The 22,439-nt window shown below is 69.1% G+C and carries 20 protein-coding genes and 1 pseudogene; 8 read left to right on the top strand and 13 right to left on the bottom strand.

The genetic code is table 11. From position 1 onward, the window contains the following. Window positions 1-10: 10 nt before the first annotated feature. Window positions 11-967, top strand: a complete 957-nt coding sequence (locus SK095_RS06190) for a Gfo/Idh/MocA family oxidoreductase (RefSeq protein ID WP_320548266.1) — start codon at window positions 11-13, stop codon at window positions 965-967. A gap of 9 nt (window positions 968-976) precedes the next feature. Here SK095_RS06190 and alkB read toward each other — a convergent pair whose 3' ends face one another. Then, the gene (gene alkB / locus SK095_RS06185) at window positions 977-1,654 is read right to left on the bottom strand and encodes a DNA oxidative demethylase AlkB (RefSeq protein WP_320548265.1); all 678 of its coding nucleotides are present in this window, start codon (window positions 1,652-1,654) and stop codon (window positions 977-979) included. A 131-nt stretch (window positions 1,655-1,785) separates the two neighbouring features. Here alkB and SK095_RS06180 point away from each other — a divergent pair, with 131 nt between their 5' ends. Both SK095_RS06180 and SK095_RS06175 read left to right on the top strand, forming a co-directional pair. Beyond that, window positions 1,786-2,199: a GFA family protein gene (locus SK095_RS06180; protein WP_320548264.1), complete on the top strand. Its 414-nt coding sequence runs from the start codon at window positions 1,786-1,788 to the stop codon at window positions 2,197-2,199. A gap of 84 nt (window positions 2,200-2,283) precedes the next feature. Further along, entirely contained in the window at window positions 2,284-2,673 is a 390-nt protein-coding gene (locus SK095_RS06175) for a cupin domain-containing protein (RefSeq protein ID WP_320548263.1), read from the top strand. A gap of 100 nt (window positions 2,674-2,773) precedes the next feature. On the opposite strand, the gene SK095_RS06170 is transcribed toward SK095_RS06175, so the two are convergent. Then, complete coding sequence (locus SK095_RS06170) at window positions 2,774-4,027, bottom strand: OprD family porin (RefSeq protein ID WP_136490079.1); 1,254 nt, start codon at window positions 4,025-4,027, stop codon at window positions 2,774-2,776. Window positions 4,028-4,462: 435 nt separating this feature from the next. On the opposite strand from SK095_RS06170, the gene quiC reads away from it, so the two are divergent. Together quiC and SK095_RS06160 are read left to right on the top strand one after the other, a co-directional pair. After that, window positions 4,463-6,361, top strand: coding sequence for a 3-dehydroshikimate dehydratase QuiC (quiC, locus tag SK095_RS06165; RefSeq protein ID WP_136490080.1), 1,899 nt, complete (start codon window positions 4,463-4,465; stop codon window positions 6,359-6,361). 96 nt (window positions 6,362-6,457) lie between these two features. Further along, window positions 6,458-7,111 carry a TetR/AcrR family transcriptional regulator gene (locus tag SK095_RS06160; RefSeq protein WP_136490081.1) on the top strand — a complete coding sequence of 218 codons (654 nt, stop codon included), beginning with the start codon at window positions 6,458-6,460 and terminating at the stop codon, window positions 7,109-7,111. Window positions 7,112-7,175: 64 nt separating this feature from the next. Here SK095_RS06160 and SK095_RS06155 read toward each other — a convergent pair. Next, window positions 7,176-7,552: pseudogene (locus SK095_RS06155) on the bottom strand (GFA family protein). On the opposite strand from SK095_RS06155, the gene SK095_RS06150 reads away from it, so the two are divergent. Then, complete coding sequence (locus SK095_RS06150) at window positions 7,466-7,651, top strand: hypothetical protein (protein ID WP_168772517.1); 186 nt, start codon at window positions 7,466-7,468, stop codon at window positions 7,649-7,651. The pseudogene SK095_RS06155 and the gene SK095_RS06150 overlap by 87 nt on opposite strands. A 63-nt stretch (window positions 7,652-7,714) precedes the next feature. Here the strand turns inward: SK095_RS06150 and SK095_RS06145 are convergent, their stop codons facing one another. The 5 genes from SK095_RS06145 to SK095_RS06125 form a co-directional block, all read right to left on the bottom strand. After that, on the bottom strand, window positions 7,715-9,055 hold the full coding sequence (locus tag SK095_RS06145) for an MFS transporter (protein WP_256659059.1): 1,341 nt from the start codon (window positions 9,053-9,055) through the stop codon (window positions 7,715-7,717). A 184-nt stretch (window positions 9,056-9,239) separates the two neighbouring features. Next, a complete protein-coding gene (locus SK095_RS06140) occupies window positions 9,240-10,988 on the bottom strand; it encodes an FAD-dependent oxidoreductase (RefSeq protein ID WP_136490082.1) in 1,749 nt (582 codons plus the stop codon). Window positions 10,989-11,132: 144 nt separating this feature from the next. Beyond that, window positions 11,133-11,453 carry an NIPSNAP family protein gene (locus SK095_RS06135; protein WP_320548262.1) on the bottom strand — a complete coding sequence of 107 codons (321 nt, stop codon included), beginning with the start codon at window positions 11,451-11,453 and terminating at the stop codon, window positions 11,133-11,135. Between the two features lie 21 nt (window positions 11,454-11,474). Further along, a complete protein-coding gene (locus SK095_RS06130; protein WP_414153872.1) occupies window positions 11,475-13,193 on the bottom strand; it encodes an FAD-dependent oxidoreductase in 1,719 nt (572 codons plus the stop codon). 19 nt (window positions 13,194-13,212) lie between these two features. Next, window positions 13,213-14,022: a shikimate dehydrogenase gene (locus SK095_RS06125; RefSeq protein WP_320548261.1), complete on the bottom strand. Its 810-nt coding sequence runs from the start codon at window positions 14,020-14,022 to the stop codon at window positions 13,213-13,215. Window positions 14,023-14,169: 147 nt separating this feature from the next. Here SK095_RS06125 and SK095_RS06120 point away from each other — a divergent pair, with 147 nt between their 5' ends. Next, on the top strand, window positions 14,170-14,940 hold the full coding sequence (locus SK095_RS06120) for an IclR family transcriptional regulator C-terminal domain-containing protein (protein ID WP_320548260.1): 771 nt from the start codon (window positions 14,170-14,172) through the stop codon (window positions 14,938-14,940). Between the two features lie 58 nt (window positions 14,941-14,998). Here the strand turns inward: SK095_RS06120 and SK095_RS06115 are convergent, their stop codons facing one another. From SK095_RS06115 to SK095_RS06100, 4 genes are all read right to left on the bottom strand, one after another. Further along, window positions 14,999-16,717: an FAD-dependent oxidoreductase gene (locus SK095_RS06115; protein ID WP_320548259.1), complete on the bottom strand. Its 1,719-nt coding sequence runs from the start codon at window positions 16,715-16,717 to the stop codon at window positions 14,999-15,001. Window positions 16,718-16,887: 170 nt separating this feature from the next. Next, window positions 16,888-17,889 carry a tripartite tricarboxylate transporter substrate binding protein gene (locus SK095_RS06110; RefSeq protein WP_320548258.1) on the bottom strand — a complete coding sequence of 334 codons (1,002 nt, stop codon included), beginning with the start codon at window positions 17,887-17,889 and terminating at the stop codon, window positions 16,888-16,890. A gap of 31 nt (window positions 17,890-17,920) precedes the next feature. Further along, complete coding sequence (locus tag SK095_RS06105; RefSeq protein ID WP_320548257.1) at window positions 17,921-19,435, bottom strand: tripartite tricarboxylate transporter permease; 1,515 nt, start codon at window positions 19,433-19,435, stop codon at window positions 17,921-17,923. Between the two features lie 10 nt (window positions 19,436-19,445). Then, window positions 19,446-19,919 carry a tripartite tricarboxylate transporter TctB family protein gene (locus tag SK095_RS06100; RefSeq protein WP_320548256.1) on the bottom strand — a complete coding sequence of 158 codons (474 nt, stop codon included), beginning with the start codon at window positions 19,917-19,919 and terminating at the stop codon, window positions 19,446-19,448. A gap of 490 nt (window positions 19,920-20,409) precedes the next feature. Here SK095_RS06100 and SK095_RS06095 point away from each other — a divergent pair, with 490 nt between their 5' ends. Then, the gene (locus SK095_RS06095; protein ID WP_320548255.1) at window positions 20,410-21,186 is read left to right on the top strand and encodes an IclR family transcriptional regulator; all 777 of its coding nucleotides are present in this window, start codon (window positions 20,410-20,412) and stop codon (window positions 21,184-21,186) included. A gap of 169 nt (window positions 21,187-21,355) precedes the next feature. On the opposite strand, the gene SK095_RS06090 is transcribed toward SK095_RS06095, so the two are convergent. Next, window positions 21,356-22,438, bottom strand: coding sequence for a 4-oxalomesaconate tautomerase (locus SK095_RS06090; protein ID WP_320548254.1), 1,083 nt, complete (start codon window positions 22,436-22,438; stop codon window positions 21,356-21,358). Window position 22,439: the final 1 nt, after the last annotated feature.

Genomic DNA, 22,439 nt, shown 5'->3' with positions numbered 1-22,439 from the left:
GGAGACTTCCATGCACAACCAGCCGATCCGCATCCTGCTCGCCGGCGAGGGCGCCATCGCCGGCATCCATATGACCGCTTTGCAGGAAATATCCGGCGCCGAGGTGGTCTGCGTCGCCGGCGGCGTGGCCGCCGATACGGCGGCCTTCGCCGCCAAATGGGGCATCCCCGCGCATTCGCTCGACTACCAGGCGTGCCTGGCGCGCGGCGATATCGACGCGGTGATCCTCGCCAGCCCGAGCCCGCTGCATGCCGCGCAGGCCAGCGCGGCGATTGCCGCCGGCAAGCACGTGCTGGCCGAGATCCCCATGAGCCTGAATCTCGTCGACGCCGAGCGTCTGGCGGCCGAGGCGGCGGCGACCGACAAGGTGTGCATGGTCGCCCACACCCGGCGCTTCAGCGCGCCGCACGTGGAGCTGAAGCGGCGCATCGCCGCCGGCGAATTCCACCTGCAGCATCTGGTGGCGGAGACCTGGTTCCTGCGCCGCGACAACCGCAACATGTTCGGCCAGCCGCGCAGCTGGACCGACTGCCTGCTCTGGCACCACGCCTGCCACAGCGTCGACCTGTTCGCCTGGCTGCTCGACGACTTCGAGCTGGACGTGTGGGGCAGCGCCGGCCCGCGCCACCCCGAGCTGGGCATCCCGATGGACATGAACATCGGCCTGCGCGCGCGCAGCGGGGCGATGGCCACCCTGGTGCTGTCGTTCAACGCCCGCGGCCCGTTCGGCGGCCACTACCGCTACATCGGCGAGGAGGCGACCCTGCACGCCTACCGCGACGAGCTGAAGGACCACGAGGGCATCATCCAGCAGGTGCCCGAGGGCAGCAGCTTCGCCCGCCAGGACGCCGAGTTCCTCGCCGCCATCCGCGAGGGACGCACGCCCGAATCCTCCTTCGCCGCCTGCCTGCCGAGCATGCGCCTGCTCGACAGGATCGACCGGGCGATGGGGCTCAGCCGGCGCTGAGCAGGGGGTTCACCCGGCCTTGCGCAGGGTGAAGTTGATCCGCTGCGCGCCGAGCAGCGGATGCACCGCCTCCTTGACTGGCAGGATGCCGTGGAAGCGCAGGCGGTCCGCGCCGCCCCACACCACCACGTCGCCGTGCAGCAGCGGCACCCGCTGCGCCGGGTCGCGCCGCGCGTGGCCGCCGAACAGAAACACCGCCGGGATGCCCAGCGACACCGAGACGATGGGATGCTCGAAGCTGCGCTCGTCGCGGTCCTGGTGCAGGCTCATGCGCGTGCCCGGCAGGTAGCGGTTGACCAGGCAGGCGTCCGGGGTGAAGTCGGCGAATCCGGCGGCCGTCGCCGCCTCCCGCGCCAGGCGGAGGAATGCCTGCGGCAGCGCCGGCCACGGCCGCCCGCTCAGCGGATCGAGCGGGCTGTAGCGATAGCCGCGGCGGTCGCTGATCCAGCCCAGCTCGCCGCAGTTGGTCAGCGCCACCGACATCGCCTGGCCGCCGGGGGTGAGCATGATGCGGAACGGCGCCGCCGCTTCCACTGCCGCCAGCGCCGGCAACAGCGCGTCGACGAAGGGCAGGGCGAAGCCGCGCAGCAGCAGCGCCTGGGCGCCCAGACGCTCCTCGCGCGGCAGCTCGGCGGGCGTCTCGCCGAACAGGTCGGGGGTGAAGGGCGGATCGGTGCGGTGCGGCATGGACGGCGTTCCGGGCTGCTGGCCCGGTCGATTCTCCAGCCGAGGCCGCCGTGCCGTCCAGCCGGTCCCGCCCGTGCCTGCGCTGTCGGCTATGCTGCACCACACATGCCGAAGACTCCGGAGGCGCTGACATGACCATGCGCGGCAGCTGTCGGTGCGGAACCGTGCGCTACGAGATTGCCGGCGCCTTCAAGTTCGTCGGCAACTGCCATTGCTCGATCTGCCGCAAGTCGCACGGGGCCGCATTCGTCACCTGGGGCATCATCGATCCCGGGCAGTTCCGCTGGGTGGCGGGCGAGGAGTGCGTCTGCGGTCATGAGTCCTCGCCCGGCACCCTGCGCTGCTTCTGCGGGAACTGCGGCTCGCCGCTTGTGTGCATGCATGCCGGCAAGGTCGGCGAGGTCGCGGTGGGAAGCCTGGACGACGATCCCGGCATGCGGCCGAGCGAACATATCTTCGTCGGATCGAAAGCCTGCTGGCACGACATCACCGATGCGCTCCCCCAGTACGAGGAGTGGCCCCCTGGCATGGCCTCCGCGCAGTAGTGCACAGGACTCCCGCTATAGTTGTCTGGTGTCAGCCGTTGCGCACTCGCGGAGGAAACAGCCATGGCCGCAGACGAGCGCAAGGTGCAAGCCGTACGCCCCGATACCGAGGTGATGACCCGCCAGCGGCTGCCCTATTTCGTCGGCATCTCGGGGCAGACGGTTGGCGCACAGGGGCTGTCCATGCACCTGGTGGTCATCCCGCCCGGCGGGCGGGCCGAACCGCACCTGCACCTCGGTTACGAGACAGGCATCTACGTGCTCGAAGGCCGCGTCCTCACCCGCTGGGGCGCGGCACTGGAGAACGAGATCGTCAGCGAAGCCGGCGAGTTCCTGTTCATCCCGCCCGGCGTGCCGCACGAGGCAATCAACCTCAGCACCAGCGAGCTGGCCCGCGCGGTCGTGGCGCGCAACGATCCGGCCGAGCAGGACAGGGTCGAGCCCTATGCCGGCACGCCTGTCCCCAGGCCATAGACTCCGTCGAAAAAAGAGCCCGTCGCGAGGACGGGCCGAAGAGGGACGAATCATCCCGGGAGACGGCCGCCGCTGCCACAGCGACCGGTGTTGCACGCGATCAGAAGATGTTCAGCGGGTAGTTGACGATCAGGCGGTGCTCGTCGAAGTCGGTGCCGTTGCTCACCCAGTCCTTGCGGATGCTCGAGGTGCGCCACTTGACGTTGAGGCTCTTCAGCGGACCGGCCTGCACGGTGTAGGCCAGCTCGATGTCGCGGATCCACTCCGAGCCGTCGTCGATGGCGGCGTTGACGTCGATGTCGTCGCCCTTGATGTAGCGGACCATGCTAGTCAGGCCGGGCACGCCGAGGGCGGCGAAGTCGTAGTCGTAGCGTACCTGCCAGGAGCGCTCGTCGGGGTTGTCGAAGCTGGCGTTGAGGCTGTCGTTGGCCAGGGTGCCGCCGCTGGTGCCGTTGACGCGCATCCAGCCGTTGTCGCCGCTGACCTTCTGCAGGCCGACGTAGAAGGTGTGCGCCTTGTACCTGGCGGAGAACAGGCCCGAGGCGGTCTTGTTGTCCAGCTCGCCGGCCAGTTCGTCGCCGTGCTCGCCGCCGATGAAGTAGCCGAGGTTGGCGCCCAGGGTCCAGTCGCCGAGCGGCTGGCTGTGCACCAGGTTGAAGTACTGCTGGTCGTAGATGTCCTCCAGCTCGGCGTACCAGACGCCGACCAGGGTGCGGTCCTGGTTGAAGCGGTACTCGCCGCCGGCGTAGTTGAAGCGGTCGGAGGTGGCGCCGAAGGCGTTCATGTCCTCCATGCTGGCGTCGTTGCGCGGGCTGTTCTGGCGGAACTGGCCGCCGTGCAGAGTCAGGCCGGTGATTTCCCTGGAGGTCAGCATGCCGCCCTGGAAGGTTTGCGGCAGCGAACGGCCGTCGTCCGAGCGCAGGATCGGCAGCACCGGCATCATCTCGCCGACCTTCAGCTCGGTGTTGGACAGCTTGGCCTTGCCAGCCACCGCCAGGCGGCCGTAGTCGTCGGCCGGCTTGCCGTCGTCGTGGATCGGCAGTAGCTGGGTGCCGCGGGTGCCTTCGCCGCCGTCGAGCTTCACCGAGTACAAGCCCATGGCGTCGACGCCGAAGCCGACCGGACCCGGGGTGTAGCCAGACTGCACGTTGAGGATGAAGCTCTGTGTCCATTCCTCGGCGCGGCTCTGTGCGGTGCTGTCGGCATGGCGGAAGTCGCGGTTGATGTAGTAGTTGCGCAGGTTCAGCGAAGCCTTGCTGTCCTCGACGAAACCTGCTGCTGCGGCCGGCAGGGACAGGGCGGACAGACTGCCGAGGGCGGCGATGGCGACGGCGAGGGGGGTGCGGGACATCATTTGTTGTTGTTCTCCGTTTTTCTGGACGAGCTGACCCGTGCGGCTCGCGAAGGAGCGCAGTGGGCAAGATCTGGGAGTCCCCCGGCAGGGCGGGGCTGGCGCGTCAGTCCGCGGCGACTGGCGGGCTGGTGCCGGGCATGGCAGCAGGCATTCGGGGCATGGCGACTTCGCTCTTGTTGTTGTCGTGGCATGCGGCGACGCGGCGCCGGAGGCGGCGGGTCGACCGAGATATGGCCGCATGGTGCGTGGCGGGCTGGACCCGGGTCAATCGGCCGGGGAATGGATCCGTTCGCTGATCGAACACAAAACTAACTGGTTAGTACATTTTTGTTGCCGCTGCCGGAGGGCTGCCCGATACTCGAGCCATTCCATCCCGTCGGCGCGAGCCTGCCTTGCTGTTGCGCTGCACCGACCGCCTTCATCCCAGGAGGACGCATGCACCGTTCAATCGCCACCGTCTCGCTCAGCGGCACCCTGCCGGAGAAGCTCGAGGCCATCGCCGCCGCCGGTTTCGACGGCGTGGAAATCTTCGAGAACGACCTGCTCTACTACGGCGGCAGCCCGCGCGAGGTGCGCCGGCTGGCGGCCGATCTGGGCCTGGAGATCACCCTGTTCCAGCCGTTCCGCGACTTCGAGGGCGTGCGCCGCGACCGCCTGCAGCGCAACCTCGACCGCGCCGAGCGCAAGTTCGACCTGATGCAGGAGCTGGGCACCGACCTGGTGCTGGTGTGCAGCAATGTCGCCGCCGACGCCCTTGGCGACCGGCAGATCCTCATCGACGACCTGCACCTGCTGGCCGAACGCGCCGGCGCCCGCGGCCTGCGCATCGGCTACGAGGCGCTGGCCTGGGGCCGCCACGTCAACACTTACCAGCAGGTGTGGGACATCGTGCGCGCTGCCGACCACCCGAGCCTGGGCGTGCTGCTCGACAGCTTCCACACCCTGTCGCTCAAGGGCGACCCCAGCGCTATCGCCGAGATTCCCGGCGACAAGATCTTCTTCGTGCAGATGGCCGACGCGCCCCTCCTCAACATGGACGTGCTGGAGTGGAGCCGGCATTTCCGCTGCTTCCCGGGGCAGGGCGACTTCGATCTACCCGGCTTCCTCGCACCCATCCTCAAGAGCGGCTACCGCGGCCCGCTGTCGCTGGAGATCTTCAACGACGGCTTCCGCGCCGCGCCGCCGCGCGCCACCGCGGTGGACGGCCTGCGCTCGCTGCTGTACCTGGAGGAGAAGACCCGCCTGCTGCTGGAGGAACAGCACCAGCCGGTCGAGGAGGGTGTGCTGTTCGCCCCGCCGCCGGCCAGTCGCTACGACGGCATCGAGTTCCTCGAATTCGCCGTCGACGGCGAGCACGGCGCGCAGCTGGCACAGTGGTTGACCCGCTTGGGCTTCGTCGAGGCCGGCAGCCACCGTTCGAAGAACGTCAGCCTGCTGCGCCAGGGCGACATCAACCTGGTGCTCAACGCCGAGCCGTATTCCTTCGCCCACAGCTTCTTCGAGGCCCACGGCCCGTCGCTGTGCGCCACCGCGCTGCGCGTGCGCGACAGCCACCAGGCGCTGGAGCGCGCCAGCCAGTTCGGCGGCCAGCCGTACCGCAGCCTGATCGGCCCCAACGAGCGCGAGATCCCCGCGGTGCGCGCACCGGACGGTAGCCTGATCTACCTGGCCGACCGCGACGCCGAGGGCCACAGCATCTACGACACCGACTTCGACCTGAAGGGCAACAGCGACGCCGGCATGCTCAAGCGCATCGACCACGTGGCCATGGCCCTGCCGGCCGAGGGCATGGACTCCTGGGTGCTGTTCTACAAGAGCCTGTTCGACTTCGAGGCCGACGACGAGGTGGTGCTGCCCGATCCCTACGGGCTGGTGAAGAGCCGGGCGATCCGCAGCCGCTGCGGCAGCGTGCGCCTGCCGCTGAACATCTCGGAGAACCGCAACACCGCCATCGCCCGCTCGCTGTCCACCTACCGCGGCTCGGGCGTGCACCACATCGCCTTCGACTGCGACGACATCTTCGTCGCAGTCGAGCGCGCCAAGGAGGCCGGGGTGCCGCTGCTGGACATCCCGATGAACTACTACGACGACCTGGCCGCGCGCTTCGACTTCGACGATGACTTCCTCAGCAGGCTGGCCTACTTCAACATCCTCTACGACCGCGACGCCCAGGGCGGAGAGCTGTTCCACGTCTACACCGAGCCGTTTGCCGAGCGCTTCTTCTTCGAGATCCTGCAGCGCAAGAACTACGCTGCCTACGGCGCCGCCAACGTCGCCGTGCGCCTGGCCGCCCTGGCCCATGCCCGCTCCGGCCGGCGCAGCCCCAAGCTGTGACTCCCCCAGGCCACGCCGCCGCGGGCGGCGTGGCTTCCCTCCCGCCGGGCGGCAACCGATAATCGCGCAATACCTTTGCCAACGAGTTCGCCAGCCATGTCGCCAGTCACCGCTCCCCTCGAGGCACGCCAGCCGCGCAAGAACAACCCGGAGAAGACCCGCCAGGACATCCTCGAGGCGGCCATCGCCGAGTTCGCCGAGCACGGCCTCAGCGGCGCGCGGGTGGATGCCATCGCCGAGCGCACCAACGTCTCCAAGCGAATGATCTACTACTACTTCACCAGCAAGGAGCAGCTCTACCTGGCCGTGCTGGAGAAGCTCTACGGCGACATCCGTGCCACCGAGGCGGCGCTCAAGCTCGACGAGCTGGACCCCGAGGCGGCGATCCGCCGCATGGTCGAGTTCACCTTCGAGCACCACGACAGCAACGTCGACTTCATCCGCCTGGTCAGCATCGAGAACATCCACCACGGCGCCCACTTGGCCGAGTCGCAGGTGATCCGCTCGTTGAACCGCTCGATCCTCGCCGAGATCGCCAGCATTCTCGACCGCGGCGTGGCCGCCGGGGTGTTCCGCCCAGGCATCGAGCCGCGCGACCTTCATCTGCTGATCAGCTCGTTCTGCTTCTTCCGCGTGTCCAACCGCTACACCTTCGCCACCATCCACCAAGTCGACTTCACCGACCCGGAAACCCGTGCGCGGCACAAGGAGATGATCTGCGAGGCGGTGATTCGGTACGTGAGGGCTTGAGACATTGGCCGCGGCATGCGAGGCATGCCGTGGGGAGAGGGGGGCTGCTGCCGACCCGGAGCAGTCAGTCGGACTGTGGCCAAGGATCCCGAATTTCATACCAGGGTGCCTTGGATGTCACCTGGATGTGCTTCTGCTTCTCCGACGTGAACGGAGTATCCAGGGTGCCGAGCGCTATCGAGATCCAGTCGGAGTGTTCACCTTGGCTTTCGACCAGAACAGTGACGAGCCACAGTGGGCACAGAACTGGCGAAGCACCGATGCCGAGGTAGAGTATGACTTGATGTCATCCGCGCCCTGAACCAGAAGCAGTTCATTACGCAACACGCTGCCATAGCTGGCGAATGCGGCTCCATGGCCTTTGCGACATTGGCTGCATACAACCTCAAGGACTGCGAGCTGGTGACGCGCATCTTCGCAAAGCCTATCGACTACGACCATTACGTGACGCGCCAGCTGCAGCCGGTGGCCGACGCCATCCTGCCCTTCGTGCACAGCGACTTCCAGCGTCTGGTGGATGGTCAGCTGGAGCTGTTCTGAAGCGAGAAAAGTCGATGCCGCGCTGGTGCGCGGCATCGGCTTTTGCCTTGGCTGGAAGGCGGATCAGCCTTCCAGCTTGCGCGGCGCCATGAAGTACAGCCAGGTCAGCGCCAGGAAGTACATGGCCGGGATGATGGTGAACAGCACGGCGTAGTTGTTGTTGGTGACGGTCAGCACGTAGCCGACGATCTGGGTCATGAACATGCCGCCGATCGCCGCGCACATACCGCCGAAGCCGAACACGGTGCTCATCAGGTGCTTGGGCGTGTAGTCCATCACCAGGCTCCAGATGTTGGCGGTCCAGGCCTGGTGGGCGCCCACGGCCAGGGAGATCGCCAGCACCGCGACCCACAGGCCGCTGGCCTTGGCGGCGAACACCACCGAGCAGATGCAGGCAGCGAAGATCAGCATCGACACCAGGCGGGCGCGGATCGGGTTGACCCCGCGGCCAATCAGGAACGACGACAGGATGCCGCCACCGATGCTGCCGAAGTCAGCGGTCAGCCAGATCAGGATCAACGGGATGCCCATCTGGGTGACGCTGATGCCCAGGCCGTACTGCTGGTTGAGGAACGGCGGCAGCCAGTACAGGTAGAACCAGAACACCGGCGCGGTGATCATGTAGGCCACGGCGAAAGCCCAGGTGCCGCGACGGCGCAGGATCTGCGAGAAGGGCACCTTGGTCGGTTCGGGCTCGACGTCCTTCTGGATGTATTCCAGCTCGGCTTTGCTGACGGTCGGGTGTTCTTCCGGGTTGTAGTAGTTCAGCGCCCAGAACACCAGCCAGACCAGGCCGAGCAGGCCCATGCCGATGAAGGCGGCCTGCCAGCCCCAGACGGACAGGATCAGCGGCAGCAGGGCCGGGGTGACCATGGCGCCGACGTTGGTGCCGGCGTTGAAGATGCCGGTGGCCAGGGCGCGCTCCCCGGCCGGGAACCACAGACGGGTGGTTTTCACGCAGGCCGGGTAGTTGGCCGCCTCGGTGAGGCCGAGGATGAAGCGGCAGATCATGAAGCCGACCGCCGAGGTCGCCAGGCCATGGGCGCCGGTGGCCAGGCTCCACAGCAGCACGGCGAGGAAGAAGGCGCGCTTGACGCCGACCCTGTCGATGAAGCGACCCTGCAGCAGGAAGCCGACCGCGTAGCCGACCTGGAACCAGAAGTTGATGTTGGCGTAGTCCATGGTGGTCCAGCTCATCTCCTTGGCGAGGATTGGCTGCATCACACCGAGGGCGGCGCGGTCGATGTAGTTCAGGGTGGTGGCGAAGAACACCAGGGCCAGCATGCCCCAGCGCATCTTGCCGACGGCGAGGGCGGCGCGGATCTTCTCGCCGACACCGGCGTGGGGGTGCACCGAGGCGAACGTCTGCGGCGATACGACTGGGCGAGCCGTGGAGTTGGACATGAGCGTTTACCCGATTCTTGAAATTGTTATGGATCAGCTTCAGCTGACTCGGCCGGATGGCGATCTGCGGCAGGCAAGGGAGCATCCGGTCTGGTGTAGATGTTGGGATTCGCGCTGGCTGGGGTCAATCCGATAAACGCCCATCCGTTCGATTATCGAACAAAACCTAACCAGTTAGTCCATTTTAGCCTGAGAAGGGATTGGCTCTAGTCGAAGGTCTATTGTCGTCCGTCGCGGGCCGCAAACCGGCCAGTGCCAGGCCGGCCAGATAGCCGAAGGTCATCCCCGGGCCGAGGGTGATGCCGCCGCTCGGATAGTGGCCATCCATCACGCTGGCCATGTCGTTGCCCACGGCGAACAGTCCGTCAATGGGCTGGCCGCCGGCATCCAGCACCCGCGCGCAGGCGTCGGTGCGCAGTCCGGCGAAGGTGCCGAGGCTGCCGGGGACCAGCTTCACGGCGTAGAACGGCCCCTGTTCCAGTGCCCCCAGCGACGGGTTGGGGCCATGGCGGGGCTCGCCCTGGGCGCGGTTGTAGGGCGAGGCGCCGCGGCCGAAGTCGGGGTCCTCGCCGCGGGCGGCGTGCCGGTTGAAGAGCGCCACGCTGGCGGCGAGCTGCTCCGAGTCGATATCGCACTGACGGGCCAGCTCGGCGAGGCTGTCGCCTCGTTTCAAGTAGCCGTTGCCCAGCCAGGGCGCATCGGGGAAGGGGAACGGCCGCACCGCGCCGATGCCGTAGCGGCTACGCGCGCGGCGGTCGGCGATCAGCCAGGCCTCAGCCGCCTCGCCGGTCGGGGTGGCGGCGAACAGCGAACTCATGAAGGCATGGTAGGAGTCGGACTCGTTGGCGAAGCGCCGGCCGTCGCGACGCACGGCGATGAAGCCCGGCTTGGCGCGCTCCATCAGATGCGGGAAGGCGCCGAAGTTGCCATCCCGGCGCGGCACCCGCGACACCGGCGCCCAGGCGCCGGCGTGGACCAGATCGTCCGCCACCCGTCCGCCGACCGCCTCGCCCAGGCGCAGGCCGTCGCCGCTGTTGCAGGGCGGCGCCGCCGAGTGGTGACCGTGACCATCCGGCGCGTGGGGGAACAGCTCGGCGATGCGCGCGCGATCGTGGGGAAAGCCGCCGCAGGCCAGCACCACGCCACGGCGGGCGTGGATCTCGGTCGGCATGCCGAGATGATCGAGCAGGGCGCCGATCACCCGGCCGTCGCGCTCGAGCAGGCGGCGTACCGGCGCTTCGCTGAGCAGGCTGACCTTGAGGTCCAGCGCGCTGCGCAGCAGGCGGGCGACCAAGGCGTTGCCGTTGACCAGGTGCAGGCTGCGGCCGTGCAGCAGGCAGTCGCGAAAATGCCGCAGCAGGCGCCCGGCGGCGTACAGCGCCGATCGTGGCGCGCGGGTGGCGTCGAGGAAGTGGGCGAGATCGGCGCCGCCGGCGATGCCCATGCCGGCCAGGCTGATCAGGTCCAGCGGTGGGCGCAATTTCTCGATCCACTCGCCGAGCTGGCGGCCGTCGAACGGAGCAGCGCACAGCGAGCGCCCGCCCGGCACCGCGCCGGGGCCGTCGTGCATGTCCGGCATGCGGCTGCCGGACTGGAACTGCACGGCGGTGTGGCGCTGGAAGAACTCGACCATCGCCGGGCCGTGGGCGAGGAAGGCGCGCTGGCGCGGGTCCAGTTCGCTGCGCTGCAGCTGCTCGCGCAGGTAGCGCTCGGGGGCATCGGGCTCCTCGAGCTGGCCGTCGGCGACCGCCAGCGGATTGCGCGGAATCCACAGCCAGCCGCCGGACCAGGCGCTGGTGCCGCCGAGCAGCGGCTCCTTTTCGGCGACCACCACCTTCAGGCCGTGGTGCGCGGCGGTCACCGCGGCGGCCAGCCCGGACGCGCCGGAGCCGATCACCAGCACGTCGCATTCGATTCTGTCGGGCGTGTGCATGTTTTGCCTCTTGTTGTTGTAGGAGGGGCAATCGCACGCAGCTGGCGTGGACTCACCCCCTGTAGGAGCGAATTCATTCGCGACCCCGGCGGCTCGGTTGCGAATGAATTCGCTCCTACAGCGTTCATGCGATTGCCTTGGGGCTTACTGCAAGGGCGAAAAACCGGTCGGCTTCATCAGCCGCGACTCCAGGCGCTCCACCGCGTCCAGCTCGCGGTTCTTGCGCGCGAACGCCGTCCAGCGCGGGTCGGCGGCCATGCTGGCGCGCCGCACGGCGCGGTCGTCGAGGCTCTCGTAGGCCCAGATGTGCACCACCTGGTTGGCCTCGCCGAACTCGGTGGTGAAGAAGCCGACCAGCCGGCCGAGGTGCTCGGTCTGCACCGCCAGGGCGTCGCTCTGGTACAGCGCCAGCCACTCGGCGAGGCGGGTCGGCTTGATTGTGTAGGTGCGCAGTTCGTAGTACATGCGGGTATCTCCGTCGAAAGGTCAGTTGCCGGCCAGCAGGCGCTCGGCGATGTGGCTGGCGGCGATGTAGCCGAAGGTGATGCCCGGGCCGAGGGTGATGCCCGGGCCGGGGTAGGTGCCGTCCATGATCGAGTTCATGTCGTTGCCGGCGGCGTACAGCCCAGGGATGGGCGCGCCATCGAGGTCGACCACGTTGGCGTGGCGGTCGGTACGCAGGCCGCGCGCCGAGCCCAGATCGCCGGTGTCGACGCGGATGGCGTAGAACGGAGCCTTCTCCAGCGGCGCCAGGCAGGGGTTGGGCTGCTGGTGCGGGTCGCCGAGGTGGCGGTTGTAGCTGTTGCCGCCCTTGCCGAACTGGCGGTCGACGCCAGTGCGGGCATCGCCGTTGTGCAGCTCGAGGGTGGCGCGCAGGCCCTGCGGGTCGACGCCGATGGCGCGGGCCAGCGCCTCGGGGGTGTCGGCGCGGTGCAGGTAGCCGGCGGCGATCAGCGCCGAGTTGTCGACCGGCTTGGGCCGCGCCAGGCCCATGCCGTACTTGCCGAGGGCTTCGGCGTCGGCGATCAGCCAGCAAGGCGCGTGGCCCTGGAACATCGCCTCGACGAAGCAGTGGTAGGAGTTGGACTCGTTGACGAAGCGCCGGCCGCTCCTGTCGACGGCGATGATCCCCGGCTTGGCGCGGTCGGTGACCAGGTGTGGGAAGCGCTCGAGACTGCCGTCCGGGCGGCGCAGCACCGACACCGGCGCCCAGAAGAAGTTGGCGGCCAGCTTCTGCCCACTGGCGGCGGACACCGCCGCGGCCAGGCGCAGGGCGTCGCCGGTGTTGGTTTCCGGCGACATGCTCCAGTGCGCCGCGGCGCTCTGCGGCCGTTCGCTCGCGGCCTGCGCGGCGGCGCCGAAGCCGCCGGTGGCGCAGACCACCCCGCCGCGCGCCAGCACCCGCTCGCTGCGCCCGTTGCGGCGCAGCTGCACGCCGCGCACCGTGCCGTCCTCGACGATCAGGCTCTCGGCCTGGCAGTCCAGCCACAGCTCGACGCCCCTGGCGAAGGCGGTGGTGGCCAGCCGGGCGATCAGCGCGTTGCCCACGGTCAGGCGGGTGCCGCGCGGGTGCTTGAGGCGGTCGCGACCGTAGCGCGCCATCAGCTTGAGGCAGTGCCACAGCGACTGCGGCGAGCGGCGGAAGTTGAGGAAATGCTGGATGTCGACGCGGTTCACCATCATGCCGCCGAACAGCAGCATGCCCTGCGGCGGCACCTTGAGGTCCTTGAAGCGCTCGCCGAGGCGGCGGCCGTCGTACTCGACCATCTCCAGGGCGCGGCCGCGGTCGGTGGCGCCGTCCTCGTCCGGGTAGTAGTCCGGGGAGAGCGGGCGCAGGGCGTAGGCCAGCTCGCTGTGCTGTTCGAGATAGCGCAGCGCCTCGCTGCCGCGTTCGATGAAGGTGTCGACCAGTTCGGCGTCGTAACCGGCGCCGATGGTCTTCTTCAGGTAGGTGCGCACCGCCTCGTGCGAATCCTCGATGCCGGCGGCGCGTGCCTGGTCGCTGCCGGGGATCCACACGGCGCCGCCGGAGATCGCCGAGGTGCCGCCGAAGGTGCTCGCCTTCTCGACGATCAGCACGCGCAGGCCGCGGCAGGCGGCGGTGGTGGCGGCGGCGAAGCCGGCCGCGCCGCTGCCGAGCACCACCAGGTCGTATTCGTGGACGGCAGTGCTGGGGGCGATGGAGGGATGGATTGCGGTGGTCATGACGTGCTTCCTCTGCCGGTCAGATCTGCTGCGGGGTGACGCCCATGAAGGCGCCGAGGTTGCCGAGCTGGGCGAAGGCCATCTCGGCGCCGGTCTGCACCTGGCAGCCCATGCGCTGGGCGAAGGCAAGCAGCGGGGTGATCTCCGGCGAGGTCACCACGTCGGCCACCAGGGCGCCGGCGCGCAGGGTTTCCAGTTGGGCGAGCGGTAGGGGCAGTTCGCCGCTGCCGCCCATGCCCACCGGCGAGGCGTTGACCACCAGGTCGAAGCCGGCCAGCGACGGGTAGTCGCTGTGCACCGCCAGGCGCGGGAAGGCGTCGCGCAGCAGCGCCGCCAGGCCTTCGGCGCGCGTGGCGCTGACGTCGGCGAGGGTCAGCTCGGCGACCCCGGCTTCGGCCAGCGCCCAGGCGATGGCGCTGCCCACCCCGCCGGTGCCGACCACCAGGGCGCGCTGGCCGTGGCCCTGGAAGCCGTGCTGGCGCGCGGCGTTGAGGAAGCCGTCGCCGTCGACGTTGTCGCCGAGCAGGCGGCCGTCGGCCTCGCGGCGGATCACGTTGACCGAGCGCAAGGCAGCGGCACGTGGGCTGACGCCGTCCAGGCGCTCGGCCAGCACCTGCTTGTACGGCACGGTGACCACGCAGCCGCGCAGGTTGCGCCAGCCGCGCAGGGTGGCGAGGAAATCGTCCAGCGCCGCCTCGGTCAGGTCGATGGCGATCATCGCCAGGTCCCTGTGGTGCTGGGCGAACCAGGTGTTGAAGTTCTCCGGCGACTTCACCTGGGCGATGGGGGAGCCGACGATGGCTACCAGTTCGGTCGAACCGCGGATCATGCTGACCTCCAGCTGTTGTGCTTGTTGTGCGGCGAGTATTGCGAGGGGCTCGCCGGGCCAACAACGCGCTGAATGGTCATTCTGGTTGTTAATCGCATCGACACTGCGATAATCGCACTGAATGGCGAAAATTCCCGAGGAGTGTCCATGAGCCAGGCGGAGATCAACCCGCGCGACCTGATCGCCGGCCTGCAGAAGGGCCTGGCCCTGATGCAGCTGTTCAGCGAGGAGAATCCGCGCCTCGGCGTGGCGCAGGCGGCCCGGCTGTCCGGGCTGACCCCCAGCGCGGCGCGGCGCTTCCTGCTGACCCTGGTGCACGAAGGCTTCGCCGACAGCGACGGCCGCCAGTACTGGCTGACCGCCAAGGCGCTGCGCATCGGCCAGGCCTACGTCGACTCGGCGCAGCTGCCGCGCATGCTGCGCCCGGTGGTCGAGCAGGTGGCGCGTACCACCCAGGAGCACGTCGCGGTGGGCCTGCGCGACGGCGACGACATCGTCCACGTGGTGCGCAGCCGCTACAGCCACATCGCCTCGCTGTCGATCCGCCCCGGCTCGCGGGCGCCGCTGTACTGCACCGCCAGCGGCCGGGTGTGGCTGGCGCACCTGCCCGAGGAGGAGCTGGCCGGTTACTTCGCACGGGTGCCGCGCCGCCAGCTGACCCCGCACACCCGCACTGAAGAGGCGGCGATCCGCGCCGAGCTGGCGCAGATCGCCGCGCAGGGCTATGCGCTGGTCGACCAGGAGTACGAGGTGGGCATGCGCGTGCTGGCGGTGCCGCTGTACGGACGCGGCGGGCGGCTGCAGGCGACCCTGTCCATCACCACCCACGCCTCGCGCCTCAGCCTGGAGGAGATGCGCCTGCGCTACCTGCTGCCGCTGTACGAGGCGCAGGCGCTGCTCAGGCCGGTGCTGGACTGAAAAAGCAAAAGGCCGCGGCGGATCGCTCCGCCACGGCCTTTTGCTCGGTGCCGACCGCTCACTCCCAGTCGCTGACCCCGGCGATATGCCGGCCGGCGATGTAGCCGAAGGTCACCGCCGGGCCGAGGTTGATGCCGCCGGCCGGGTAGTGGCCGCCCATGATGCTGGCCATGTCGGTGCCGGCGGCGTACAGGCCGGGGATCGGCTGGCTGTCGCCGTCCAGCACCTGGGCGCTGGCGTTGGTCTTCAGCCCGGCGAAGGTGCCGAAGCAGCCGGGCTGCACCTTCACCGCGTAGAACGGTCCGTGCTCGATGGGCGCCACGCAGGGGTTGGGCTGGTGGGTGGCGTCGCCCTGCTTGCGGTTGTAGAGGGTCGAGCCGCGGCCGAATTCCGGGTCCTCGCCGTTGCGGGCGTGGCGGTTGTATTCGGCGACGGTCTTAGCCAGCCCGGCCGGGTCGATGCCGCAGGCGCGCGCCAGCTCCTCGATGGTCTTGCCGCGCTTGAGATAGCCGTTGCGCAGCCAGCCGCCAAGCGGCACCGGCGCCGGGCGTGAGATGCCCAGGCCGTAGCGGCGCTGGAAGCGGTGATCGCAGACCAGCCAGGAGGCGACCTCCTGGCCCGGCGGCACCGCGGCGACCATCGCCGCGGTGTAGTCGTAGTAGCCGTGGGCCTCGTTGACGAAGCGCCTGCCGTCGGCCAGCACGCCGATGATCCCCGGCTTGCCACGCTCGATGATGTGCGGGAAGTGGCCGCTGCTGCCGTCCGTATGGCGCACCAGCGACACCGGCGCCCAGGCCACCGGCGACACCAGGTCGGTGGCCACCTGGCCGCCGGCGGATTCGCCCAGGCGCAGGCCGTCGCCCGAGGCGCCCTGCGGCGGCAGGGCGAGGTGCTCGTGGCCGGTGGGCGTGCGCGGGAACAGTTCCTTGCGCCGCTCGATGTCGTTGGGGAAGCCGCCGGCAGCCAGCACCACCGCCTTGCGCGCGCGGATGCTGACCTCGCCCTGCGCGGTCTCCACCGCCGCGCCACGCACCGCGCCGTTTTCCAGCAGCAGGCGGCGCGCCGGCGCCGACTCGATCAGCCGCACGCCCAGCTCCTCGGCCGACTTGGCCAGGCGGGCGACCAGCGCCACGCCGTTGACCAGCTGCATGGCGCGGCCGTGGCGGGCCAGATCGACCAGGTGGCGGCCGAAGCGCCTGCCGGCGTAGACGAACGAGCGCGCCGAGCGGGTGACGTTCATGAACGCCGCCAGATCCTTGCCGGCCATGATCGGCATGCCCACGAACGAGGTCTCGCGCATGGTCTTGCGCAGGCGGTGGATCAGCGCGCCGGCCTCGCGGCCGTCCCAGGGCGCGGCGATCACCGAGCGCCCGCCGGTGCCGGCGCCGGGGCTGTCGCCGTGGATGTCGGCGATCTGGTTGCCGTCGGCGAACTGCAGGCGGGTGTGCTTCTCGAAGAACTCCACCATGTGCGGGCCGGCCGCGAGGAAGGCGTCGATGCGCGCAGGGTCGTACTTCTCGCCCAGCTCGTGCTTGAGGTAGGTGCGCGGCAGCTCGGGGTCCTCGACGATGCCGGCGCGACGCGCCAGCGGGTTGCACGGCACCCACATCCAGCCACCGGACCAGGCGGTGGCGCCGCCGAACACCGGGTCCTTCTCCACCACCACCACCTGCTGGCCGTGCCAGGCGGCGGTCACCGCGGCCGACAGGCCGGCGGCGCCCGAACCTATTACCAGGACATCGCATTCCACCGGGTGGGTGAGGGGACTCGCAGGCATCGCAGTTACTCCAGCTGGGCGCACGGCGCCATGTATTGTTTCTGGAACTTGGTTCCAATAATAAGTCTGGGAAGGGTTGCCGCCAAGAGGCAGAAGCCGCTGGCGACGAAGTGCAGGCCGTGAAAACGACAGGCCCGGCGCAGAGCTGGGCCTGTACGGGAGGGGCGGGATCAGGGCTTGGCGATGCCCAGGCTGTCCGGGGCGACCGCCACCGCCTTGGCCTTGTACATCGACCAGGCGGTGACCGACTGCCAGCGGTTGAGGTATTCGCTGGCCTCCGCGCCGCTGAGGTTCAGCGACTTGGCGCCGTAGTCCTTGAGGAAGGCCTGGAACTCGGGGCTGGCCACCGCCTTGCTGTAGGCGGCAGTCAGCTTCTGCTTGATGTCGTCGGGGGTGTCCTTGTGCACCCAGACACCCCAGAACGGCCCCCACGGCAGGTAGTCGGCGATCCCCGGCAGGGTCTTGCTGATCGGCTCGACGCCCGGCAGCTCCGGGTGCGCCTCGGTGCTGACCACGGCGAGGGCCTTGAGCTTGCCGGTGCGGATCAGCTCCTTGGCGGCGGCCAGGCTCAGCGGCATGAAGTCGATGTGCTTGCCCATCAGCGCGGTGATGCCGGGGCCGTCGCCGCCGAAGGTCACCTCGCGCACCTCGAGCTGGTCCACCGCGCTGATCATCGAGTGCACGGTGTTGGGCAGGGCGCCGGCCCCGGCGCCGCCCATGCGCAGGGTGCCGGGGTTGGCTTTGGCCGCGGCCATCAGGTCGGCCATGTTGTTCCACGGGCTGTCGGCATGGGTGGCGATCACCGCGACGTTCTGGCCGATCAGGTTGATCGGGTAGAGCGCGCTGTAGTCGAACTTGGCCAGGCCCAGCACCGGATACAGCTGCGGGTTCTCCGCGCCGAGCAGCACGGTGTAGCCGTTGGGCTGCTGGCCGAGCACGTAGGTGGTGCCGATCACCGCGGTGCCGCCCGGGCGGTTGTTGAGGATCAGCTTGCCGCCGAGTTCCTTCTCGACGTAGGGCGACAGGCTGCGCATCACGTTGTCGGTGGCGCCACCGGCGCCCCAGGGGATCACCGCCTGGATCGGCCGCTCGGGGTAGTCGGCATGGGCGGCGAGGGCGAAACCGGCGGCGCAGGCGGCGAGGGTCATTCCGGCGAGCATTTTCTTCAGCATGGGAGGTACTCCGCTTGTTGTTGTTTTCGGATCAGGGGGTGACAGGGTTTGAGGTGCACTTCTTCTTCAGCCAGCCCGCAGCCGGGGTCTTGCCGAGGAGGATCAGGGTGATGCCGAGGCTGAGGATCAGCGACACCGGGTTGCTGACCAGTTCGCCGAGCAGCGCGGACGGGTCGTCGCCGACCGAGGCCATCGCCTGGCGATACGAGTTGTCCATCATCGGGCCGAGGATCACGCCGAGGATCACCGGGCCCATCTGGAAGCCGAAGGCCTTGAGGAAGTAGCCGAGCAGGCCGAAGCCGAGCATCCAGTACACCTCGGTCATGCTGCTGTTGATCGAGTAGGTGCCGACCACGCAGAGCACCAGGATCAGCGGGATCAGCAGGGCCTTGGGCAGTTCGACCAGCTTGGCGAACAGCTTGATGCCCATCAGGCCGAACACCAGCAGGAACAGGTTGGCCAGCGCCAGGTTGCCCACGGTGAACCAGAAGATGTGCGGGCTTTCCACCATCAGCATCGGGCCGGGGTTGAGGCCGTGGATCACCAGCGCGCCGATGATCACCGCGGTCACCGCATCGCCCGGGATGCCGAGGGTCAGCATCGGCACGTAGGCGCCGCCGACCGCCGCGCTGTTGGCGGTTTCCGGCGCCACCAGGCCCTCGTAGGCGCCCTGGCCGAACGGCCGGCTGGGCTTCTTTACCGTGCGCTTGGCGTGGTCGTAGGCCATCAGCGCGGCGATGTCGCCGCCTACGCCGGGCAGCGCGCCGACCAGCACGCCGATCACCGCGGTGCGCAGCGACAGCGGCAGGAACTTCAGCACCATCGCCACGGACGGGATGATCTTGTCGACCTGCTGGCGCACCGCTGGCACGTCCAGGGTATGCAGCTGGTAGAAGGCCTCGGCGACGCCGAACAGGCCGATCATCACCACCACGTAGTGGATGCCGCCCATCAGCTCGACCTGGTCGAAGGTGAAGCGGCCCTGGGCGGTCACCGGGTCCATGCCGACCAGGCCGATCACCGTGCCCAGCGCGGCGGCGAACACGCCCTTGGCCAGCGAGCCTTCCGACAGACTGCCGACCAGCAGCAGGCCGAGCGCGGCGATCAGGAAGTAGTCGCGCGGGGCGAACTTCAGCGCCATCTCGCCGATCACCGGCGCCGCGCAGGCCAGCACCACCGTGCCGGCCAGGCCGCCGATCACCGACATCACCGTGCTCAGGCCGATGGCGCGGCCGGCCTCGCCGAGCTTGGCCAGCGGGTAGCCGTCGAAGCCGGTGGCCACCGAGGAGGGTGCGCCGGGAATGTTGAGCAGGATGGCGCTGCGCGAGCCGCCGTACACCCCGCCGATGAAGATGCCGACGATCAGCGCCAGGGCGCTATTGACCTCCCAGGAGAAGGTGAAGGAGACCAGGATCGACACCGCCATGGTCACAGACAGACCGGGGATGGCGCCGATGTAGATGCCGGCGAAGGTGCCCAGCGCGGTGAGCATCAGCAGCTGCGGATCGAGCCAGGCCATCAGCAGGTAGGAGAAGGTTTCGCTCACGGGGGATTCCTCAGGGCAGGTAGACGCTGAAGGCGAGACTGAACAGCAGCCAGATCAGGCCCGTCGACACGCCGCTGGCCAGCAGCGCGGCCAGCGGCCGGCCGCGGCCCAGGTAGAGGGCCGCCAGCAGCAGGAAGACGAAGGTGGCCGGGTAGAAGCTGGCCCACTGGATGCTGGCGAGGTAGGCCACCGCCAGGGCGACGAACACCAGGATGCAGCGCGGGAAGTGCTGGGCGGCGAACTGCCGCGCCGCGTCCAGCCAGCCGCCGGCGCCGCAGGCCGGCTTGCGCAGGGTGTCGAGGCCGATGCAGATGCCGGCCAGCAGCAGCACGGCGCTGACGCCGAGCGGGAAGGCGCCCGGCGAGCTGATGCCGCTGAAGCCGGCGATGCGCCAGGCCTGCACGGCGACGCCGGCGGCCAGGGCGAGCAGCAGGCAGACGAAGACCAGTTCGCCGACCTGGCGTTGTTCGAGCGGTTTTGACATGACGAGTCTCTCCGCCGGAGGCGCGAGCGCGCCTCCGCAGGGTCATGGATGGGGAGCAGGCAGGGCGCCCGGCGGTCAGGCGATCAGGCGCAGCAGCCGGCGCAGACGGCCGGCAACGGCGCTGGGTGAGCGGGAGGGCTGTGCGGGGCGCGTGGTCGGCTGGGCGTCGAAGTGGACCAGCGGGGATAGGCCGGTCCAGCAATCGGTCAGGACAGCGGCGGGGGTGCGAGCTAGCGATGCATCGTGCATGAGGGGGTACCCGTATTCTTGTATTTATCGGTCTGCCGCAGCGCTGGTGTGGCGGTGCAGGTGGTGAGATTATTGGAACCAGGTTTCATAAATGGCAATTCGGCCTGATCGATAATCGAACCAAAATGAACCGGCCGGAACATTTTCCGGGCAAGCCGTCCGCCAGCGCCGGTGGATCGCACGGTTTCCGTCAGGCCCGGGGCTCTTCTAGAATCGCCGCTTCTATCGCAGGGATACCAACATGGCAGGCAGTCAAATCGAACGTGCGCTGAGTCTTCTGGAGAGCCTGACCGCCGATCCGGGCGGGATGCCGCTGCAGACCCTGGCCGACCAGCTGCAGATCCCCAAGAGCGCCGCCCACCGCATGCTCGCCGAGCTGATCCGCCTCGGCTATGTGCGCCAGGACCCGCAGACCAGCCGCTACCAGCTGTCCACCCGGCTGGTGGCGCTGGGTTTCCGCTACCTGGCCAGCAGCGGCGCCGACGTGGTGCAGCCGATCCTTGACCGCCTGGCCGAGGAAACCGGCGAACTGGTACGTCTGGGCGTGATCGACGGCGAGCGCCTGACCTGGATCGCCAAGGCGCAGGGCGCGCGCGGCGGCCTGCGCTACGACCCGGACATGGGCCGCGATGCGCCGCTGTCCTCCACCGCCTCCGGCCACGCCTGGCTGGCCAGCATGAGCGACGCCGAGGCGCTGGCCAGGGTGGCGCAGCAGGCGCCGGTCGACCCCGCCGAGCTCGGCCCCAACGCCCCGCGCAGCGAGGCCGCGCTGCTCGAACGCCTGCAGCTGGCACGCCAGCACGGCTACGCCTGGGTGATGGAAAGCTCGGCGGTGGGCATGGCGGCCATGGCCTCGGTGATCCGTCACCCGCGCGACGGCCATCCCATCGGGGTGCTCAGCCTGGCCGGCCCCAGCGCGCGCCTGAGCGAGGCGCGCATGCACCAGCTGGTGCCGCGCCTGCTGGCGGCCGGCGAGGAACTGTCCCAGGCCAGCCTGGCGTCGGAGCTGTTTTCCTGAGGGCGGGCCAAGGGTGTTGCCGCTCTTGGCGTGGCGCTCTGGATTTTCCGGAAAGTCCGCGATTTACTGGCATCTGGCTGGCCTTTTCCAGTGTTTTTCGCAGTGCCGCTACGGAGTCCGCACTCCGGGCAAGAGGGCATCTCCAGCCAGCTGGCTTCTACGAGGGCTTTCAGGCCGGACCGGCCCACAGCGCCGCCGGCACGCACACCTGGCCATCGAACAGCAACCGCGCGGTGCGCATCAGGCCGCAGCCGGCCAGCTCGCCATCCCGCAGGCGTAGCTCGACGGTGAATTCGCCGCTGGGGTGCTCCACCGACAGGCGCTGCAGTTCGCCGCCGGGAATACGGGCGACGGGCGCGGCCACCGAGCCCTCGACCAGGCAGGCCGTCGCCGCACTGACCGCGCCGAACACGCCGATCGAGGCGTGGCAGCGGTGCGGGATGAAGCTGCGGGTACTGATGGCTCCGCCGGAACGAGCTGGAGCGATCAGGCACATCTTCGGCACGTTGCACAGGCGGACGTCGCCGAGGTTCATGCGCGGACCTGCCTGCAGACGGATCGACTCCAGGCGGGCCTTCAGCTCGCCGTCGGCGTCCAGCGCCTCGCGGCTCTCGTAGCCGCTGCGGCCAAGGTCCTCGGCGCGCAGCAGGACCACCGGCATGCCGTTGTCGATGCAGGTGACCTCAATGCCGTCGAAGCGGTCGCGGGCGTTGCCGGTGGGCAGCAGGGCGCCGCAACTGGAGCCGGCGACGTCCTGGAAGTCGACCACCAGCGGCGCCGCGCTGCCGGGCACACCGTCGATGCGCGCATCGCCTGCGTATTCGACCCGCCCGCCCGGGGTCGGCACCCGGGCGACGGCGATCTGCCCGGTGTTCTCCATGAAGATGCGCACCAGGGTGACCTCGCCGCAAACCGCCACCAGCCCGCGCTCGATGGCGAAGGGGCCGACGCCGGCGAGGATGTTGCCGCAGTTCTGCCCGTAGTCGACCCGCGGCTCGTCCACCAGCACCTGGGCGAACAGGTAGTCGACGTCGGCGTCCGGCCGCATGGAGGTTTGGACGATGGCCACCTTGCTGGTCAGCGGGTCGGCGCCGCCGAGGCCGTCGATCTGCCGTGGGTCCGGCGAGCCCATCACCGCGAGCAGCACGCGATCGCGCTGCTCCGGTTGCGCCGGCAGATCGCTGGCGAGGAAGTAGGCGCCCTTGGAGGTGCCGCCGCGCATCAACAGGCAGGGAATGCGGGTCTGGGTCATG

Origin of the sequence: Pseudomonas sp. AN-1, assembly GCF_034057115.1 — a bacterium.
Lineage (GTDB): Bacteria > Pseudomonadota > Gammaproteobacteria > Pseudomonadales > Pseudomonadaceae > Geopseudomonas.
The sequence above is the reverse complement of the archived record's forward strand: the minus strand, read 5'-3'. Positions and strand labels throughout refer to the sequence as shown.

Excerpts from the sequence above, each read along its gene's own strand:
- SK095_RS06190 (WP_320548266.1), top strand. The coding sequence starts at position 11 with ATGCACAACCAGCCGATCCGCATCCTGCTCGCCGGCGAGGGCGCCATC.
- alkB (WP_320548265.1), bottom strand. The coding sequence starts at position 1,654 with ATGCCGCACCGCACCGATCCGCCCTTCACCCCCGACCTGTTCGGCGAG.
- SK095_RS06180 (WP_320548264.1), top strand. The coding sequence starts at position 1,786 with ATGACCATGCGCGGCAGCTGTCGGTGCGGAACCGTGCGCTACGAGATT.
- SK095_RS06170 (WP_136490079.1), bottom strand. The coding sequence starts at position 4,027 with ATGATGTCCCGCACCCCCCTCGCCGTCGCCATCGCCGCCCTCGGCAGT.
- quiC (WP_136490080.1), top strand. The coding sequence starts at position 4,463 with ATGCACCGTTCAATCGCCACCGTCTCGCTCAGCGGCACCCTGCCGGAG.
- SK095_RS06160 (WP_136490081.1), top strand. The coding sequence starts at position 6,458 with ATGTCGCCAGTCACCGCTCCCCTCGAGGCACGCCAGCCGCGCAAGAAC.
- SK095_RS06150 (WP_168772517.1), top strand. The coding sequence starts at position 7,466 with ATGGCCTTTGCGACATTGGCTGCATACAACCTCAAGGACTGCGAGCTG.
- SK095_RS06145 (WP_256659059.1), bottom strand. The coding sequence starts at position 9,055 with ATGTCCAACTCCACGGCTCGCCCAGTCGTATCGCCGCAGACGTTCGCC.
- SK095_RS06140 (WP_136490082.1), bottom strand. The coding sequence starts at position 10,988 with ATGCACACGCCCGACAGAATCGAATGCGACGTGCTGGTGATCGGCTCC.
- SK095_RS06135 (WP_320548262.1), bottom strand. The coding sequence starts at position 11,453 with ATGTACTACGAACTGCGCACCTACACAATCAAGCCGACCCGCCTCGCC.
- SK095_RS06130 (WP_414153872.1), bottom strand. The coding sequence starts at position 13,193 with ATGACCACCGCAATCCATCCCTCCATCGCCCCCAGCACTGCCGTCCAC.
- SK095_RS06125 (WP_320548261.1), bottom strand. The coding sequence starts at position 14,022 with ATGATCCGCGGTTCGACCGAACTGGTAGCCATCGTCGGCTCCCCCATC.
- SK095_RS06120 (WP_320548260.1), top strand. The coding sequence starts at position 14,170 with ATGAGCCAGGCGGAGATCAACCCGCGCGACCTGATCGCCGGCCTGCAG.
- SK095_RS06115 (WP_320548259.1), bottom strand. The coding sequence starts at position 16,717 with ATGCCTGCGAGTCCCCTCACCCACCCGGTGGAATGCGATGTCCTGGTA.
- SK095_RS06110 (WP_320548258.1), bottom strand. The coding sequence starts at position 17,889 with ATGCTGAAGAAAATGCTCGCCGGAATGACCCTCGCCGCCTGCGCCGCC.
- SK095_RS06100 (WP_320548256.1), bottom strand. The coding sequence starts at position 19,919 with ATGTCAAAACCGCTCGAACAACGCCAGGTCGGCGAACTGGTCTTCGTC.
- SK095_RS06095 (WP_320548255.1), top strand. The coding sequence starts at position 20,410 with ATGGCAGGCAGTCAAATCGAACGTGCGCTGAGTCTTCTGGAGAGCCTG.
- SK095_RS06090 (WP_320548254.1), bottom strand. The coding sequence starts at position 22,438 with ATGACCCAGACCCGCATTCCCTGCCTGTTGATGCGCGGCGGCACCTCC.